Below are 16,209 nucleotides of genomic sequence, written 5' to 3' on the forward strand. Positions count from 1 at the left end.
ATTTACGCTATAAAGTGAACCGGTTTGGTGTGCTGCTGTTGTTTGCAGTATTGTAGTGCTAATTTTTTACTTCGGTAGTCTTTTTATTGTCATTATAATTATAAGAATAGTTGAGGCCAATTAATATGAAAACTTTTACGAAAAATTTTAAAGGTAAGGAAAGAAGGCTAGAAGAGTTCAATGAGAAAGTTGAAGACATATCAGCTGTAGCTCAAGATAAGTTTGCACATGAACTTGAAAATATCGCATATGAAAGTGTGCAGAAATTTCGCAGTCTACTTGCTAAAGAGCTAAACTTCACTTTCAATAACATTCATTCTCAGAATGTCAATCTACTAAAATCCGGCCTAAAAAAAGGAGAAACAGCGTTAATACGTTCTCTTCTCAATATACTTGTACGATAGAGTTGCTGCTGCAATTTAATATTAAGTGATAACTAAAATAAGTAAGATTTTTTATGGATAAGTCTTACTTATTTTAGCTATATATAGAAAAGGAGGGTTGTTATGTCAACAAGACTAAAGTATCCAATTATAAATATACAACGTAAGTCTAAGCCTAAATCTTTTCCAGTAACTTTAGGAGAGGTTAAATCTTTTTTACGAATTGAAAATGATCAAGATGATAAGTTGATTTCAAGTTTTATTTTTATGGCAACTGATTATGCTCAGTGGCATATGGAAAAGTCTCTAGTAAAGCAAACGTGGCAAGTTTCATATGAAGGTTATATACCTCGTAGAATCTATTTAAGCTATGGTCCTGTGAATAAAATAATATTGGCTACTGATAAGAATAGAAAACTTAGTTATTATTTTAGTGATATAGGAAGCTATATTGAATTTTTCAATTATTTGAACATAATAAGGGCTGATGTTGTATATGAAGCTGGTTATGATAGTGTTCCTGAGCAAATAAAGCTAGGTATTATACAGCATGTTTCTGCTCTCTATAAAAATCGTGAATCAGAAGTAAGTAGCCATTTATCTGAGGTAAAGAAGGTGTATTCTCCATTTCGCGAACCAAAGGTTGTTTTGTAGTTCCTGTTTGTCATTCAATAGCAGATACAACAGATGGTGTCATCCGAGTAGCCCCTTCGATGTCATCCCAGTACTGGGATCCAGTTTTTTCATGATCATCAAAACGTTGTATTTTAAAATAAAACGGCTACTTTTATGCTTACCAACTTAATAAAATTCCTGGATCCCAGTACTGGGATTACAAGAAAGAGCTACTGGAACGACATCATTATAAAGTGAACCAGTGTCTGGGGATGGGATGACATCTTCTTGACAGATAATGTTCGTGCAGTAAGCACTAGGATGATACCATCTGTTGTACCTGCAAATTGCAATCTTCGTAAACGTATCTGTGAGATGGAAAAAATTCAAATTATAAATGAGTTGTATGATAGTATTTATGCAGCATTAAAAGCAAACTCTGATTTAAAGAAATATGTTACTAACATCTATGATTACCTGCCTAAGCAGGTTACTATTCCTTATCTGAGATTGCGCATAGTAAATTATGTTAACCTGCATATGCTATCTAATTTTGCTACAAAAGTAAGATTTTCATGCGACATATATACTTATCATATAAGCAGCATGCTTGCTGCTATAAAGCATGTTGGCTTGGTGGTAAAGAGCATTAGTAGTGAGACCATTTTGGAAAGTAATTGTGTTATAAATCAGCATGATGAAGTTTTACATTCAACAATTAATTTTGATATTTTAATACAAGGAGGTAGCGATGAGCAAATTACAGCTGAAAATTAAAGGTCATGACAATAATTTTGTTGTGCTGAATAATATACGAAACTTAAGGTTTACTTTGCGTAATAACAAAGAGGAGATGAAAGATATTTCCTCTTTTGGCTGGAGAAAAGTGCTTGATTGTGCTGGAAGTAGAAAGATTACAATAAAAATTAATGGCATTTTAAATTCAGTATTGGCTGATGAATTATTGCGTAATTCTGCAATGTTAAACTCTAATAATGATTATGAGATTAGTTTTAATGCTAAGGAGAAGATAAAACTCAGGTGTTCGGTTGAATTGTATGAGAGATATTATGATCCTGCCACTTTTGACAGCTTCACTGTAGTTTTAGCCAGTGCTGAAGTTGTGAACACTTTTCATTAGTGTTAATTTAATTTTTTCATATACAATAATAATAAGTGGGAATAAATTAAAAAAAATTATGAACGATGAGGATCTTTTCGAAGAAGGCGATGATAATGTTGAAGAGAATAGCGATGACAGAAGAGAAAGGAATTTGAAGAATGAAAATCAGCTCGAAGAGCAATTTAAAGAGTATTTAAAACCTTTCGAGGATATTTTAAGTCAAATTGATGAAGGAGTTGATAATTTAGATAGTTACGAAAGGACTATGCAAGTAAAGCGAAGTATAGATAGGCTCATAGAAACCTTATATAGCCAAGCAGCATCTGAGGATATTGATGTAGAACTTGAAACCACAAAGCACACTCGCGATAAATCAGAATCCAAGAAAAGAGTTCTGGAAAAGAGAAAGAAACAACTGATGGAAGAGATCTTAAGTTTTCAACAACAAAAGGAGCTAATGAATAGTAGGGAAAAACATGAAGTAGCAAGTGATGGGGATGTTCAGAAGGCAAAAGCACGAGTGAAGTCTTCAATTAGGGGGGTGTTGTTTTCAGTTATTGCTCATAGAATGGATCCACGAAGGAGGGCAGGGGAAACTGCTGATGACAATGAAAAGCAAGCTCGTATGTACGGTAGAGAAGCAGTTGGTGGAGTTTTAGGTGGATTGTTCAAGGCGTTTTTAACTGCAGTTGCTGCTGTTGTGCGCGAAATTGCTAAACCACTTCAACATATGAATACACAAGAGACGTCTTTTGCAAAACAAGTTGAAGAAAGCAGAAACCAGGATTCACAGAAAGGTCGATCTGTGTAGGTCAAAGTATAATTTCAAAAAAATTTTTGAAATCATATGTACTAAACAATATCTACTCAACGCAAATTACAACAAACGCAGTAGCATAATCTTGATCATCACTTAGAGAAAGGTGTATCTTGTAGTCTTTCGAGATGAAATCCTTTGTGATAGCAAGATGTGGTTTTCCCCTGATAGTACTGTATATTTCTATATCTTTCATTATAATTCCTTGGCTGAATCCAGTGCCTAGCGCTTTAACAAAAGCTTCCTTTGCAGCAAAGCGTTTAGCAAAATATTTTGCTCTTACTTCTTGGCTATTATATTTTTTGCTTATCTCTATTTCCTTCTTAGTATAGACTTTATTGAGAAATTTTTCCCCGTATTTTTGTGATATTCTCAATATTCTGGGTATATATACTATGTCAGTGCCAATACCGTATATCATTTTGCGCTAAAACGATTTATTGCTTCTTCAACTTGTATTTCCTGTACCTCTCCAGTTGCCCTATTTTTTACTTCAACTATATTTGAAGTTACTGCTTTCTTTCCAATAATTATTTGCCACGGCAAGCCTATCAGATCCATTCTGGCAAATTTCACTCCTACACTTTCGTCCGTATCATCATAAAGCACTTCATCGCTTTTCAAAGCTTTGTATATTTTATCTGCAGCCTCCGTTACTTTTGTTTGTAAATTGATCAAACCAACTTTAAAAGGAGCTACTGCCTCTGGCCAGATAATTCCTTTATCATCATGGAAAGCTTCTATTATTGCGCCAACAAGCCTTGAAACTCCAATACCATACGAACCCATATGCATGTTAACATTTTTTCCATCTTGAGAAGTAACACTTGCCTTCATAGGTTTCGAATATTTATCACCAAAATAAAAAATATGCCCTATTTCAATACCCTTGCTAACATTTAACTGTTCTTGCGTTATAGGACAACTTTCAGGATCATGCATATCGTCTGCAACTGCATATATGCTCTTCAGGCTTTCAATATCTTCGCTTTCTAGTAATTCAAAAAGTTTATTGTCATAATATAGAGTGCTCTCACCGGTGTTTGCCAATATATGAAATTCATGACTTAAATTTCCTCCAATTGGTCCTGTATCTGCCCTCACTCCAATTGGAGTAAGCCCCATTCGTTTGAAGATTTTTATGTAAGTTTTATACATCAAATTATATGAATTCAGTGCACCTTCGTAATCTACATCAAAACTGTATGCATCCTTCATCAGAAATTCCCTGCCTCTCATAACGCCATAACGAGGTCTTACTTCGTCACGAAACTTCCACTGAATTTGATATAAACAAAGTGGTAAATCTTTGTAACTTTTTACCGTATTTCTAATCAAATCAGTTACCACCTCCTCATGTGTTGGACCAAAAAGCATATCGCTTTCATGCCTATCTTTAATACGTAGCATTTCTTTGCCGTAATCATCGTAACGTCCTGACTCTCGCCAAAGACTTGCTGGCTGCACACAAGGCATCAACACTTCAATCGCACCAATTTCATCTCTGATAATATTTTCAATATTTTTAAGTACCAAAAGACCAAGCGGCAGCCAAGAATAAATTCCAGATGCTGTCTGCTTGATTAAGCCCGCACGTAACAAATATTGATGAGAAATAATTTCAGCACCAGCCGGGGTTTCTTTTAAAGTTGGCAGGTAATATTGAGATAAACGCATTTGATAAATCTGATTGTACTAAGCAATCTTAGTACAATCAGGCCTTTAGGTAAACTTATTTTAAAAAGGAAGGAAAGTGTATGGTGCTTTTCTTGACATTTCCTTATTATTCAAATCTCTTTCGGATTTCCTGAACAGAAACAGTAGACGATTCTTGCATCTCACTACTTGCTAGCTCCACAGTATTTGTTTTTGTTGGAGAAGAAGCTTCAGATTTCGTTTTTGAATTAACAGGCTTAGGCGATATCGGTGGCTTCTCTGCCTTTAGTGTAGAACGTGGTGGAGTTGTGGATTTAGGTTTTACATTATCATCAGATTCATGACCACTGTCAGAACTATCCCTTCTTTTTTTATTGTCTGGTTGAGGGTTTAGAGGTGTTGAATATGTACTTTCATTATCGCTCCAATCTTGTTCAGACTCTTCACTACTGCTACTCGATACACTACTACTACGATTCCGTGGTGGTGGGATTATAGCTAACATTTTACTGAATGCCCCGTCCAGGTTACTTGGCTGTTGTACGTTGCTCCCTTGCTTTCCATGAAGGTTTGCCCTTCGTTTCAGAAGTACTTTATTCAAATCAGCCATAAGATCTTCTTTTTTTTCTTGTTGCCCACCTCCTTTATTGCTTGACTTCTTTGCTTCCTGTTCTTTTAACCTCTTCTTCTCAATCTCGTCACGCTTTTCCTTGCTCATGAGGTTTTTTCTTTGTTTTATTTCTGCAAACAAAGCATCAATTGCAGGCCCAGAAGGGAAATTATTCCCTAAAGATGGAGGAGGAGGTGGTGGTACAATGGGTGTTTCAGGTATTACTGGAAATGATGGTGTAGGAGTATTGCTGTGTTCAAGTCCTTTTGCTTTCTGTAAATCTTGTGATTGATTTTGACATACTTCGTTGTTTTGCTGTTGTACGTCGTCCTCTCCATCAGTTGCTTTTCTTGGTTTTTTGAGCGTTTTGTGCAAATCAGTCATCAAATCTCCACTTCCTTGTTGCTTGCCACCTCCTGAGGGTATGAATTTATTATTAGCATTATTCTTTAGAGTAGGTGATGTTGGTGCACTGGATGTTCCAAGCGTTACTGAAAGTGATGATGTATGAGTATTGCTGTGTTCAAGTCCTTTTGCTTTCTGTAAATCTTGTGATTGTTTTCTACCAGGATCAACTCCTTTCTCGCTGTTTATTGCAGAAAGGTGTGAATTGATAAGATATGCAGCTAAGCTCAACATAACCAATGCAGAAACAAAAGCAATAACTGCAGAAGACACTGGCACTGCAGCACTACTTAATACCTCTAAAATGATGAAACACGTGTATACTCCAGCTACAGTACTGGATGTACATAATAATAAAATAGCAATTGAATATTTTAAGCCAGTTGCCTTTTTTTGTTCTGCTACAGATGACTTTTGATTTTCACTATCAGAGTGTACACCATTATGTTGTTCAGTCATAGGTTTTTTCGGCATAACCTGTTTAGTATTGCTTCTATCATTTTTAGTTTTGTCACTCGCATTATCTTCTTCTTTATGATTGAGCGCTATTTCTGGATTCTTAACATGAATACTATTCTTGCTTCCTTCATCTGCAGTTTCGCTATTTACATTATGTTCTTCTTGTTTTTTCTTAAATAGTGGATTTTCTGCAAAATTAAGAGATGATTGTTGAACAGGACTCTTAGATTGACCTTTTTTTAATTGAGTGCTATTGCTGGTTTCTGATGGAGTACTACCAAGAGTGTTTTCATTTTTATCGTTATTTTTCGCTGGCTTCCAATTTTTTCCCCAATCTGCAGGTAGTGGAGGTGGGGGTGGTGGCGGAGCTGATGATGGTGTGTTATTATTATTAGTAAGCATTTTTCTTCCTTATTATTAATATTATATTAATGATAATTAAATTATTAGTACTTGTCAATAATTTATGAGTAAGTTAATACTAAGATAATATATAATAAAAAGAAAAGAGAGAGGAGCAGTCTTCTAAGAAGAAATAGAAGCTGTTTTAAACCTCAAGTCATCACTTTGTTACTACAGCACATTATCGATGTTTTGGTATTCAGAATCATAAAAATAGCTTAGTGTTAGCTATTTTTATAATAACCTCTCTTAAACAATTGATATTTTACAGTGTTTTTGGTAAAATAATAGCTTAAGGCTTAGAATAAAAGTTTATGAGTGAAGCACAAGGTCCAAATATTGCAGAATGGCAGGCACAGCAGCAACACCAGGAAGCCGCTAGTGAGAAAAGTGGTTTCGGTCTTGGTCATAGTGACTCTGTTGCAACAATTGTGGATGGAATGAAGTGGATGTTCAACTTTCATGAAGGAGCAATTGCTGCTTATAATAATGTGTTTGAAGGTTTGGTAAGTGGTAGCAGTCTAGTAACGTTATTTGGGAAATCAGGTAATATGTTTGGCATAAAATTTCTTGAAAGTCTTGCTGAATATTTTTCAGGTGGAGGTGGAGAAGATATGCCATCAGAAGGAATGGGTATGGACTACGGTGATGAGGGGCATCATCCGGATGATTATCCCCACGCTAGCAATGAAATGGCTCATAGTGCTGATGGTTTGCATGATATGCATGATGCAGGTGATCATCATGGCCAATCTTTTTCACCTGGTCCTTCACCATCTGTTGGTGATGATCATGAGCTTGGTTACTAAATAACTAAGAAGATTTTATTGTAATTAGTGAAAAAAGTTTCAGTTTTAGGATCAACAGGAAGCATTGGAAAAAAGACTGTAGATTTGCTCTTAAAGAGAAAGGAAGAATATCAGGTGGAAGCACTAAGTGCCAATTCTAACTTTGCTCTGCTAGCACAACAGGCAAATCTACTTAATGCAAAATATGCTGCCATTTCTGATGAAAGGTTCTACAAAGATTTAAAAGAAGATCTACTTGGTACAAACGTCAAAGTAGAAGTTGGTGCTCCAGGTCTAGCAAATGTTGCTTCTCTACCCGTTGATCTCTCAGTTATTGCAATAGTTGGCATCGCAGGCCTTGAGCCAGTTATAAAGGTTATAGAAAGCGGTACTAAAGTTATTGCTCTAGCAAACAAAGAGAGTATTGTTTGCGGTGGTAAGTTACTACTTAAAAAAGCTAAAGAAAGGAGCGTACAAATAATTCCCATCGACTCTGAACACAACGCAATTTTTCAAGTTTTGCAAAATGATGATAAATGTGTAGAAAAGATTATACTCACTGCCTCTGGTGGACCATTTTTAAATTATAGCCTTGAACAATTAAGAAATATCACAGTAAATCAGGCACTAAGTCACCCTACTTGGAAAATGGGAAAGAAAATATCAGTTGATAGTGCAACAATGATGAATAAAGCACTAGAAATAATAGAAGCACATCATTTGTTTAAAATTAGCCCAAATAGAATTGAAGCAGTAGTGCATCCTGAATCGATAGTACATGGAGTTGTAGTTTACCAGGATGGGTTTAGCTTTGCTGTGCTTGCAGAAACTGATATGGAAATTCCCATTGCATATGCTTTGTCTTGGCCAGAAAGATCAACTTTGAACTACAAGTTAGACTTAACAAAACAAAAAAAATTGACCTTTCAAGAACCAGACCACAAATGTTTTTCTTCACTAAAGCTAAGCATGGAAGTGTTAAATTCTTCTTCTCCACATACAAATAGTATTGTTTTGAACGCTGCAAATGAGATAGCTGTTAACGAATTTTTGAAGTCACGAATCGGCTTTTTAGAAGTAGTAGAGGTAGTAAAATCAACAATAGAAAACTTTGACAAGTACTCTGATATTAACTCACTATCCGACATAATAAGTGTCGATTTTGAAAGCCGTATTCTTGCCAATGAAATCATAAAAAGTAAAGGTATCTGTTCAGCAGAGTGATAAAATAAGGTAGACGAGAAAAGACAACTAAATGGTCAAGTAGCCCCATTTCATACTCCTGTCATCCAAGTAGCTGACACTGGAATGGCTTTGTTGCACCACTCAAGGAAAGAACAGGCAGTTACTGATGGAATTTGTTATAAAATAGATATTTAGCCGACAAAGGAAAAATATGCCAATAAGAATGAAAGTCAGTAACTGCAATGAATATAACAAATTTCTTCAAGAAAGGGGAAATGTTTTTCATTATATCAACGATGCCATTGAAAATTGGTACGAAAATAGTCCAAAAGTAGCAGGTGGCAACAATGTCTACAGCGACAAAGTAGTGATTCTAATTCACATAATAACCTATCTATTCAGGATTGGTCTTAGGCAAACAGTGGGATTTATAGAGAAATATCTTGAGCAAATAGGGAAAATTTTGCAAATTATCAGCTATTCGCAGGCTTCAAGAAGGTTTAAAAAGCTTAATATCAAAATCAACGACTGCAGAGTTGATAAGAACGATATGGAAGATATTGAAATTGCTATAGATAGTACAGGTATCAGCATCTACAATAATATTCCAGGCCATAGTAAGGCAAATGGTACAGATAGAAAGTATCGCCGCTATGAGCAAACAAGATGTAATGCTAGAGATAGGTAGTAAAAAAGTTATAGCTGCAAAATACAGTAGTGGAGTTTATTCCGACCACTATGGAGCCTGTGATCTTATTGAAAGAGTGGATACCAAGTATAACATAAGCACGATATATGCAGATAGATCGAAAGAAGTTATACAAACTGTGCGATGAGCTTGACATAAAGACAAGGATTCCTCCGCAAAATAATGCAGTAGAGCATCCAAAGTTGGATTATATGAATGAGAGAAATTCTACAATCAAGCTCATAAAGTCATATGATGAAGATGGTATGAAGAGGTGGAAAAAAGAGATAAATTATTGGAAGAGATCTTATATAGAAAGTTTTTTCTCGCGACTGAAGCAAATATTTGGATTTAGTTTTAGGAATAAATCTGAGATTAATCGTGAGAAGGAACTGCTACTCAAGTGTTATTTGCTTAACAAATTTACTGAAATAGGCATGGCTAAGTTTGATATAGCTTCATGAATTTATTATACATTACCCACTATCCGAAGAGCTGTGCAACAAAGCCCACTGGAATCGAGTCTTTCAACCGTTGTGTTTTAGCATAAAGCAACTACTTTTGTGCTTACCAACCTAATAAAATTTCTGGATGCCAGTGTCTGGGCATTGACCATTTGCTGTATTCAAAAATGAATGTTCGTACAATTATGTGTCACGTGCTGGAACATAAGGTGTCATTCAAGTAGCCCCTTTTTTCTCATCCCAGTGCCCAGACACTGAGATCCAGGAACCAGCGTCACGCGCTGGAATGACACCCTCTATACAAACGTACTGTTTTAAACGTTTTATAAGCCCGTTTCAGCTTATATTAGGTAGAAATTATTGTGAAGACATAAAGTGCACATAGCGGAAAGATTTATAAGACGCCAACTGTATAATACTTTTGTCGTTTAATCTGAACAGATTGAAGGTAATAAAACACTTTGAATTTTATAGTAAGGAAGCTGAAAGATTTGTCAAGTAGTTTTCTTATCTTTTACAGGCATAATTTACATGCTACAATCAAATTTTCATAACTGGTGAACAAAAATGCAAAGAGATAAAATTAAAGTAGAAATAAAAAAGTTATCACATGGCGAAAGCTTGCCTCTTCCCTGTTATGCAACTATGCAGAGTGCTGGCATGGATCTTTATGCTGCATTGAATGACTCTGCTGTTTTAAATCCACTTGAGAGATTACTTGTTCCAACTGGAATTGTGATTGCAATACCAAACGGTTTTGAGGGGCAAATCCGCCCACGTTCTGGGCTTGCTGCAAAACATGGAATCACTGTCTTAAATTCTCCGGGCACTATAGACTCCGATTATCGAGGTGAAGTTAAAGTTTGCCTAATCAATCTAAGTAATCAGCCATATGAAATAAAAAGAGGAGATAGAATTGCACAAATTCTTATCACTCCTGTACCTGAGATAATTTGGAACAACATAGAAGAATTCTATGCAAAAGAAACTGCTCGCAATGAAGGAGGCTTTGGCTCAAGTGGTAGATAATTTATTGTCCCAAATTTGGGAGAAAAATCCTGGACTTGAAGTCCATCCTTTTAAGAATATAATTTTAAGGTGAAAAATCTGAAAGAATGTGGAATATTATAGAAAAAGCAGTCACTCTGTATATATATCACATAGTGTGGATAACAAAATATCGATATCCAGTACTAGTTGGAGATATTGGACAGAAAGCTAAAGAAGTTGTACAAGAAGTATGTGCAAATAATCAAGTAGAAATTATCAGAGGTAGAGTTGCGTCAAGTCATGTACACGTATACGTTTCTGTACCCCCATACTTAAGTATTAGTAAGTTAGTGCAGTTAATAAAAGGAAAAAGTTCCAGAAAAATCCAGCAAAACTTTCCAGAGCTAAAAAAGAGATATTGGGTTGTGGGCAGTAGGCTACTTTGTCAGGACTAGCGGAAATGTAACTGACGAAATGATAAAAAATTATATTGAAAATCACTCTAAAAAAGAAGATAAATTTGGTGACTTTCAAGTCGAAAGTTAGCATTCTATGCTCTCTCTCAATCTTTGGATTTTAATCCATAGTGGTTGAATGTTTATAAGTTGACAATAATAATTCTTTACATACAACTTTAATTAATTTAAATGAGGCAATTATGTTAATTTTTAAAAACCACCGTGGCCAGCTCCACAAAACAAATACTGCACTTTTAGTACTTACTTCTCTGTATGTTATAGGCGCAGCAGTAGCACTTTCATCACCATATTTGATGTCTTCAACTTATATACTTGCTCGACTTGCAGCTTTTGCAGCTACACCACTTGGAATGAGTGTTTTAGCATTTGTTACTGTTGCACTGATTAGTTTAGCAATATATTCCTTCATGAAAAATAATGAAATATCTGAACTTAAAGCTCCGAGAATTGTTGCTGGTAGCTCTCAAAGATACCTGATGTTGCAGGTAACAAATAAAGATCTTGAATTTATTGAAAAGAACTATAAGAACGAAAATGGTGAATATACTATAGATTTTACTAACTCAAAAGGCGAAGTATTCAAAGCTGAGAGTTATGGTCAGATCAGATATATTGGTAATCCTGATCCAATCTTGCTTGGCAACACTAAACTCCTTGATATACATCAGCTATACAAGAAGAAAGGGGATAGTACATTTGAACAGATAAATTGTGGACAGGAGTTAAAAACGTTAGGTTTAAACGTTGAAGAAAATAATGTTCAAGAACTAACCATCGAATTTGTGCCAAGCTCAACTGTTAAATCATCAAAAGTTGAACAACAACAACAAGAGGAAGGAAAACCATTAAAAATTTTAGTATAAAATAGGCAGACTAAATAAGTCTGCCCTTCACTTTTTAGTGTTAGGTTACTTAAGCTTATTATAGAAGCTGTCTCAAAGTATCCGTTCAGATGCATGACTAATGTGTAAATATCGAAGCAAAAGTGGTGTCATCCCAGTGCTTGACACTGGGATGGCTTTGTTGCACCACTCAAGGAAAGAACAGGCAGTTACTGATGGAATTTGTTATAAAATAGATATTTAGCCGACAAAGGAAAAATATGCCAATAAGAATGAAAGTCAGTAACTGCAATGAATATAACAAATTTCTTCAAGAAAGGGGAAATGTTTTTCATTATATCAACGATGCCATTGAAAATTGGTACGAAAATAGTCCAAAAGTAGCAGGTGGCAACAATGTCTACAGCGACAAAGTAGTGATTCTAATTCACATAATAACCTATCTATTCAGGATTGGTCTTAGGCAAACAGTGGGATTTATAGAGAAATATCTTGAGCAAATAGGGAAAATTTTGCAAATTATCAGCTATTCGCAGGCTTCAAGAAGGTTTAAAAAGCTTAATATCAAAATCAACGACTGCAGAGTTGATAAGAACGATATGGAAGATATTGAAATTGCTATAGATAGTACAGGTATCAGCATCTACAATAATATTCCAGGCCATAGTAAGGCAAATGGTACAGATAGAAAGTATCGCCGCTATGAGCAAACAAGATGTAATGCTAGAGATAGGTAGTAAAAAAGTTATAGCTGCAAAATACAGTAGTGGAGTTTATTCCGACCACTATGGAGCCTGTGATCTTATTGAAAGAGTGGATACCAAGTATAACATAAGCACGATATATGCAGATAGATCGAAAGAAGTTATACAAACTGTGCGATGAGCTTGACATAAAGACAAGGATTCCTCCGCAAAATAATGCAGTAGAGCATCCAAAGTTGGATTATATGAATGAGAGAAATTCTACAATCAAGCTCATAAAGTCATATGATGAAGATGGTATGAAGAGGTGGAAAAAAGAGATAAATTATTGGAAGAGATCTTATATAGAAAGTTTTTTCTCGCGACTGAAGCAAATATTTGGATTTAGTTTTAGGAATAAATCTGAGATTAATCGTGAGAAGGAACTGCTACTCAAGTGTTATTTGCTTAACAAATTTACTGAAATAGGCATGGCTAAGTTTGATATAGCTTCATGAATTTATTATACATTACCCACTATCCGAAGAGCTGTGCAACAAAGCCAGCTGGAATCCAGATTTTTAGCTATGGTCAAGCCATAGGATGACAAATTAGACCCCAGACTATGCAAGAAATCTAAGGCGAATTATCTTTCATGGTCTGTCTTTGTTTTTTCTACTTTCGTGACAGGAGTTACCAATGGATTATCAATTTGCTTTAAACCTTCACTTGCGCTTTGGTCTTGATTTGAAAGGAGCTTATTTTGTTGTTGCCCTTCATCATTTGAAGTGCTTTTTTGAGTAGTTCCTTTTATATCCTCTACACTCTTTTTATCTTCACCAAAAAGTTTTTTGAATATTTTCTTCAGAAAACGTACCAAAAAGCCTTCTTCTTTTTGATTTTCTTTCGGTTGAGCTATATTTTTCTTTTCACTCAACTGAGATTTTTTATTATTAGATTTTTTTTCTGTAGCATTCCTATCCACTGAGACTTGTTTTAACGAAATTTTAGGCTTTTTATCGCTCGGTTTATCTTTTATAGGATCTTTGCTTACTGAAGGTTGTAACTTAGTTACTGTATCTTTTTGAACAGAAATCTTTTCTTGTTGAAAGTTTCTATCTTCTGAAACAGATCTTCCAGAAGTATTTATTTCGCTAACTGAGTCACGAATTTTGTCTGTTTGCACAGAAATCTTTTCTTGTTTATTTTGATCAGAAATTTTGCCTTCTAATGTAGTTTGAGATTTTTTATTACTTTCAAACTCTGCAACTTTTTTACTTGTAAAAACGTCTTTTCCTTCGAATTTTTGTTTAAATCCAGCAATCTTTTTAAAATCTTCAGCTATTTTTTTGGCTGCACGATCCATTCGACCTTCAAGATTATGAATCAATTTTTTAATAATCTTCACTTCATCTTTACGCCCTTTTTGAGCTTTAAGCTCCCGGTGCAATTCAACAATAATTTTTACTTTATCTTCCAATGAAGAATTTTCTGGAAAAACATCTTTAAGTTCCCGATTCAATTCGACGATCTTTTCAAAATCTTTAGCTACTTTTTTAGCTGCACGGTTCATTCGATCTCTAAGACTACGATTTAATTTTGCAATAGTCTTGATTTTATCTCCCAGTGAAGAATTATCTGCTGCAGAAATATCTTTTAACCTTTTCCCGGGATTTTCTTTGGTTACTTGCCTTTTGTAAGCTTTAAGTTCCTGGCGGAAATCATTGATAATCTTCACTTTATCTTCCAGCGACGTACCTTCTGGAAAAGCACCAGCAAAGACATCCTTGAATTTCTTCTCAATATCTTGTGTATCTTTAAGCTGTGTCATACCCAACTAAATAAAAGCTTATACTAAAATCAGTATATTAGTTAATTATGTAAAAATGGTTAAGACACAAGGAGCACCTCATTTATGCTTTTTTCATCAAAATATCATTTACTTATTAACTTAAAATACGTCACAATATAAAAATGAAAAATAGCCCGTTAGCAGTAGTATTCGATTGGGATAATACCTTAGTTGACACTCAAGATAATATTTCTAATGCTATTAAGCATACTTTAGATTTGATGGGATCTGGCAGTAAAGTTGTTGATAGAAATTCTCATGAATCAAGAAAGAGCTACATGGTCAATTTGTTTGGTGATCAGTGGAAAAAAGCGAACCAGATATATCAAAAATACCTAGATAGTGCACTGTTACAAAATATTACTCTGAACGAGGGAGTAGAGGGAATGCTCCAGACGCTGAAAAGCCACAATATTTACCTAGCGATAGTTAGCAATAAGAAAAATACTAATTTACGTCAAGAAGTTGCCTACTTTAAACTAGATTCTTACTTTGAAAGAATAGTTGGATCATGTGATACTGCAGAAGATAAACCATCTGCAACTCCACTGCTATTTGCACTAGAGGAGAGTACGCTACCTGTAAATAGAGAAAATGTGTTTTTTGTTGGTGACAGCATCACAGACATTCTATGTGCACAAAATGCAAATTGCTTACCTATTGTATACGGACAATCAATAAGAGGTTATGAAGATTTGTTATATTTTCAACATTTTAATAAACTTACAGAATTCATAGTAAAGTATTTGAAAGATAGGTGGTAATGACAGAGATCGCTAGTGTACACAGGCGCTTTTGCGCATATTTAATAGATGTAGCAATTTTATTAATTCCAACCTTACTAATTGTGTTGTCATTAGGGGATTTTCCATTAATTTTACACCTGTCATACATGTGTATAAATTGTGGCTACTTTACATATTTTATATCTTCAACAGCTCAAGCAACTCCTGGTCAACAGTTAATGAATATATATACTATCACTTTAGATAGTTCTAAAATAGGTTTGAGCTTAGCATTTGATCGCACTATCTCTCAGTTTTTTCTTCCTATGCTAAATAATTCAATTATCACCTTTATCAAACTTTTTCAAACATCAGTAAATGCTTTAAGTACACTAGAAGTGATTATAGTGATGCTTACCTTCAGTTGGTATTTAGTTGCTTGCTTCTCTCAGAGGAAACAGGCATTTCATGATGTGCTATTTGATACGATTGTTGTGAGAAAAATAAATTGATGTGACCTTGATTGTTATGTAGATTACATTGGTATATTAGCTAAAGAAAGGTTATGAATAAAGAAATAGTAGAACATTTAAATAAATTACTTACAAATGAGCTGACTTCTGTACGCCAGTATCTTTTGCATTTTGCGATTCTTAAAGATAGCGGAATTAATAAACTTGCAGAAAAGATGAAAAACGAGCTTAATGAAGAACTTGAGCATGCAAATAGGCTAGCAGAAAGAATTTTACTGCTTAAGGGCATGCCAAATTTTCAAGATACAAATAAAATCTCAAAGTATGAAGGAAAGTTCACAAAAGATACAATGCAGAAAATCTTAGAAGATAATTCTAACTTAGAAGAAGAAGGTATCAAGGGCATCAAAGAGGCAATTTCCGTTGCTGAAAAAGAAAAGGATTTCGTGAGTGTAATGTTATTAGAAGGACTACTGAAAAATGAGGAAGAGCACTTACATTGGATCAAAGAACAGATTGACCTTATTGAGCTTATGGGTATTGAAAATTACTTAAGAACACAAATATAGA

At 34.7% G+C, this 16,209-nt stretch carries 21 protein-coding genes and 1 pseudogene; 18 read left to right on the top strand and 4 right to left on the bottom strand.

Annotated features, from left to right (window positions below; all coding sequences use genetic code 11):
* Nucleotides 1-125 precede the first annotated feature (125 nt).
* The 5 genes from ABWU65_RS06865 to ABWU65_RS06885 all read left to right on the top strand — a co-directional run bounded on the left by ABWU65_RS06865 (nucleotide 126) and on the right by ABWU65_RS06885 (nucleotide 2,932).
* Nucleotides 126-404: a hypothetical protein gene (locus ABWU65_RS06865; RefSeq protein ID WP_264685020.1), complete on the top strand. Its 279-nt coding sequence runs from the start codon at nucleotides 126-128 to the stop codon at nucleotides 402-404.
* Nucleotides 405-506: 102 nt separating this feature from the next.
* Entirely contained in the window at nucleotides 507-1,037 is a 531-nt protein-coding gene (locus ABWU65_RS06870; protein ID WP_007302801.1) for a head-tail connector protein, read from the top strand.
* Nucleotides 1,038-1,319: 282 nt separating this feature from the next.
* Entirely contained in the window at nucleotides 1,320-1,775 is a 456-nt protein-coding gene (locus ABWU65_RS06875; RefSeq protein WP_012481716.1) for a DUF3168 domain-containing protein, read from the top strand.
* Nucleotides 1,750-2,139 (top strand): phage tail tube protein, encoded by a 390-nt coding sequence (locus tag ABWU65_RS06880; RefSeq protein WP_007302803.1) that lies wholly within the window; start codon nucleotides 1,750-1,752, stop codon nucleotides 2,137-2,139. The genes ABWU65_RS06875 and ABWU65_RS06880 overlap by 26 nt, the downstream gene beginning before the upstream one ends.
* Before the next feature lie 58 nt (nucleotides 2,140-2,197).
* Nucleotides 2,198-2,932 (top strand): hypothetical protein, encoded by a 735-nt coding sequence (locus tag ABWU65_RS06885; protein WP_006013937.1) that lies wholly within the window; start codon nucleotides 2,198-2,200, stop codon nucleotides 2,930-2,932.
* A 52-nt stretch (nucleotides 2,933-2,984) separates the two neighbouring features.
* Here the strand turns inward: ABWU65_RS06885 and ABWU65_RS06890 are convergent, their stop codons facing one another.
* From ABWU65_RS06890 to ABWU65_RS06900, 3 genes are all read right to left on the bottom strand, one after another.
* On the bottom strand, nucleotides 2,985-3,359 hold the full coding sequence (locus ABWU65_RS06890; RefSeq protein WP_010401163.1) for a holo-[acyl-carrier-protein] synthase: 375 nt from the start codon (nucleotides 3,357-3,359) through the stop codon (nucleotides 2,985-2,987).
* On the bottom strand, nucleotides 3,356-4,615 hold the full coding sequence (gene proS, locus ABWU65_RS06895) for a proline--tRNA ligase (RefSeq protein WP_052264936.1): 1,260 nt from the start codon (nucleotides 4,613-4,615) through the stop codon (nucleotides 3,356-3,358). The genes ABWU65_RS06890 and proS overlap by 4 nt, the downstream gene beginning before the upstream one ends.
* A 106-nt stretch (nucleotides 4,616-4,721) precedes the next feature.
* Entirely contained in the window at nucleotides 4,722-6,470 is a 1,749-nt protein-coding gene (locus tag ABWU65_RS06900) for a hypothetical protein (protein ID WP_353280523.1), read from the bottom strand.
* A gap of 314 nt (nucleotides 6,471-6,784) precedes the next feature.
* Between ABWU65_RS06900 and ABWU65_RS06905 the strand changes: the two genes are divergently transcribed.
* The 10 genes and pseudogenes from ABWU65_RS06905 to ABWU65_RS06950 all read left to right on the top strand — a co-directional run bounded on the left by ABWU65_RS06905 (nucleotide 6,785) and on the right by ABWU65_RS06950 (nucleotide 13,107).
* Nucleotides 6,785-7,279 (top strand): hypothetical protein, encoded by a 495-nt coding sequence (locus ABWU65_RS06905; RefSeq protein ID WP_007302735.1) that lies wholly within the window; start codon nucleotides 6,785-6,787, stop codon nucleotides 7,277-7,279.
* Between the two features lie 27 nt (nucleotides 7,280-7,306).
* Nucleotides 7,307-8,482, top strand: coding sequence for a 1-deoxy-D-xylulose-5-phosphate reductoisomerase (gene dxr, locus ABWU65_RS06910; RefSeq protein WP_214303367.1), 1,176 nt, complete (start codon nucleotides 7,307-7,309; stop codon nucleotides 8,480-8,482).
* 172 nt (nucleotides 8,483-8,654) lie between these two features.
* Complete coding sequence (locus ABWU65_RS06915; protein ID WP_019236989.1) at nucleotides 8,655-9,131, top strand: transposase; 477 nt, start codon at nucleotides 8,655-8,657, stop codon at nucleotides 9,129-9,131.
* 107 nt (nucleotides 9,132-9,238) lie between these two features.
* Nucleotides 9,239-9,595, top strand: a complete 357-nt coding sequence (locus ABWU65_RS06920) for a transposase (protein WP_007301972.1) — start codon at nucleotides 9,239-9,241, stop codon at nucleotides 9,593-9,595.
* 567 nt (nucleotides 9,596-10,162) lie between these two features.
* The gene (gene dut / locus ABWU65_RS06925) at nucleotides 10,163-10,624 is read left to right on the top strand and encodes a dUTP diphosphatase (RefSeq protein ID WP_052264873.1); all 462 of its coding nucleotides are present in this window, start codon (nucleotides 10,163-10,165) and stop codon (nucleotides 10,622-10,624) included.
* A gap of 88 nt (nucleotides 10,625-10,712) precedes the next feature.
* Nucleotides 10,713-11,131 (top strand): annotated as a pseudogene (tnpA, locus tag ABWU65_RS06930) (IS200/IS605 family transposase).
* A gap of 112 nt (nucleotides 11,132-11,243) precedes the next feature.
* Nucleotides 11,244-11,927, top strand: coding sequence for a hypothetical protein (locus ABWU65_RS06935; RefSeq protein WP_353280525.1), 684 nt, complete (start codon nucleotides 11,244-11,246; stop codon nucleotides 11,925-11,927).
* Nucleotides 11,928-12,027: 100 nt separating this feature from the next.
* Entirely contained in the window at nucleotides 12,028-12,150 is a 123-nt protein-coding gene (locus ABWU65_RS06940; protein WP_265025385.1) for a hypothetical protein, read from the top strand.
* 16 nt (nucleotides 12,151-12,166) lie between these two features.
* A complete protein-coding gene (locus ABWU65_RS06945; protein ID WP_019236989.1) occupies nucleotides 12,167-12,643 on the top strand; it encodes a transposase in 477 nt (158 codons plus the stop codon).
* A gap of 107 nt (nucleotides 12,644-12,750) precedes the next feature.
* A complete protein-coding gene (locus ABWU65_RS06950; protein WP_007301972.1) occupies nucleotides 12,751-13,107 on the top strand; it encodes a transposase in 357 nt (118 codons plus the stop codon).
* Between the two features lie 128 nt (nucleotides 13,108-13,235).
* On the opposite strand, the gene ABWU65_RS06955 is transcribed toward ABWU65_RS06950, so the two are convergent.
* The gene (locus ABWU65_RS06955) at nucleotides 13,236-14,420 is read right to left on the bottom strand and encodes a hypothetical protein (protein ID WP_353280527.1); all 1,185 of its coding nucleotides are present in this window, start codon (nucleotides 14,418-14,420) and stop codon (nucleotides 13,236-13,238) included.
* 143 nt (nucleotides 14,421-14,563) lie between these two features.
* Here ABWU65_RS06955 and ABWU65_RS06960 point away from each other — a divergent pair, with 143 nt between their 5' ends.
* Genes ABWU65_RS06960 through bfr form a run of 3 tightly spaced genes read left to right on the top strand, consistent with a single transcriptional unit; the run spans nucleotide 14,564 to nucleotide 16,208 of the window.
* Nucleotides 14,564-15,205: an HAD family hydrolase gene (locus ABWU65_RS06960; protein WP_007302658.1), complete on the top strand. Its 642-nt coding sequence runs from the start codon at nucleotides 14,564-14,566 to the stop codon at nucleotides 15,203-15,205.
* Nucleotides 15,205-15,678, top strand: coding sequence for an RDD family protein (locus ABWU65_RS06965; RefSeq protein ID WP_007302659.1), 474 nt, complete (start codon nucleotides 15,205-15,207; stop codon nucleotides 15,676-15,678). Before ABWU65_RS06960 ends, ABWU65_RS06965 begins: the two co-directional genes overlap by 1 nt.
* A gap of 53 nt (nucleotides 15,679-15,731) precedes the next feature.
* Nucleotides 15,732-16,208, top strand: a complete 477-nt coding sequence (gene bfr, locus ABWU65_RS06970) for a bacterioferritin (protein WP_007302660.1) — start codon at nucleotides 15,732-15,734, stop codon at nucleotides 16,206-16,208.
* Nucleotide 16,209: the final 1 nt, after the last annotated feature.

The sequence above is a fragment of the Wolbachia endosymbiont (group B) of Silvanus unidentatus genome, from assembly GCF_964028615.1.
Classification (GTDB): domain Bacteria; phylum Pseudomonadota; class Alphaproteobacteria; order Rickettsiales; family Anaplasmataceae; genus Wolbachia.

Bases quoted from the DNA above. Each gene is read 5' to 3' on its own strand.
- ABWU65_RS06865 (WP_264685020.1), top strand. From the start codon at position 126: ATGAAAACTTTTACGAAAAATTTTAAAGGTAAGGAAAGAAGGCTAGAA.
- ABWU65_RS06870 (WP_007302801.1), top strand. From the start codon at position 507: ATGTCAACAAGACTAAAGTATCCAATTATAAATATACAACGTAAGTCT.
- ABWU65_RS06875 (WP_012481716.1), top strand. From the start codon at position 1,320: ATGATACCATCTGTTGTACCTGCAAATTGCAATCTTCGTAAACGTATC.
- ABWU65_RS06880 (WP_007302803.1), top strand. From the start codon at position 1,750: ATGAGCAAATTACAGCTGAAAATTAAAGGTCATGACAATAATTTTGTT.
- ABWU65_RS06885 (WP_006013937.1), top strand. From the start codon at position 2,198: ATGAACGATGAGGATCTTTTCGAAGAAGGCGATGATAATGTTGAAGAG.
- ABWU65_RS06890 (WP_010401163.1), bottom strand. From the start codon at position 3,359: ATGATATACGGTATTGGCACTGACATAGTATATATACCCAGAATATTG.
- proS (WP_052264936.1), bottom strand. From the start codon at position 4,615: ATGCGTTTATCTCAATATTACCTGCCAACTTTAAAAGAAACCCCGGCT.
- ABWU65_RS06900 (WP_353280523.1), bottom strand. From the start codon at position 6,470: ATGCTTACTAATAATAATAACACACCATCATCAGCTCCGCCACCACCC.
- ABWU65_RS06905 (WP_007302735.1), top strand. From the start codon at position 6,785: ATGAGTGAAGCACAAGGTCCAAATATTGCAGAATGGCAGGCACAGCAG.
- ABWU65_RS06915 (WP_019236989.1), top strand. From the start codon at position 8,655: ATGCCAATAAGAATGAAAGTCAGTAACTGCAATGAATATAACAAATTT.
- ABWU65_RS06920 (WP_007301972.1), top strand. From the start codon at position 9,239: ATGCAGATAGATCGAAAGAAGTTATACAAACTGTGCGATGAGCTTGAC.
- dut (WP_052264873.1), top strand. From the start codon at position 10,163: ATGCAAAGAGATAAAATTAAAGTAGAAATAAAAAAGTTATCACATGGC.
- ABWU65_RS06935 (WP_353280525.1), top strand. From the start codon at position 11,244: ATGTTAATTTTTAAAAACCACCGTGGCCAGCTCCACAAAACAAATACT.
- ABWU65_RS06940 (WP_265025385.1), top strand. From the start codon at position 12,028: ATGTGTAAATATCGAAGCAAAAGTGGTGTCATCCCAGTGCTTGACACT.
- ABWU65_RS06945 (WP_019236989.1), top strand. From the start codon at position 12,167: ATGCCAATAAGAATGAAAGTCAGTAACTGCAATGAATATAACAAATTT.
- ABWU65_RS06950 (WP_007301972.1), top strand. From the start codon at position 12,751: ATGCAGATAGATCGAAAGAAGTTATACAAACTGTGCGATGAGCTTGAC.
- ABWU65_RS06955 (WP_353280527.1), bottom strand. From the start codon at position 14,420: ATGACACAGCTTAAAGATACACAAGATATTGAGAAGAAATTCAAGGAT.
- ABWU65_RS06960 (WP_007302658.1), top strand. From the start codon at position 14,564: ATGAAAAATAGCCCGTTAGCAGTAGTATTCGATTGGGATAATACCTTA.
- ABWU65_RS06965 (WP_007302659.1), top strand. From the start codon at position 15,205: ATGACAGAGATCGCTAGTGTACACAGGCGCTTTTGCGCATATTTAATA.
- bfr (WP_007302660.1), top strand. From the start codon at position 15,732: ATGAATAAAGAAATAGTAGAACATTTAAATAAATTACTTACAAATGAG.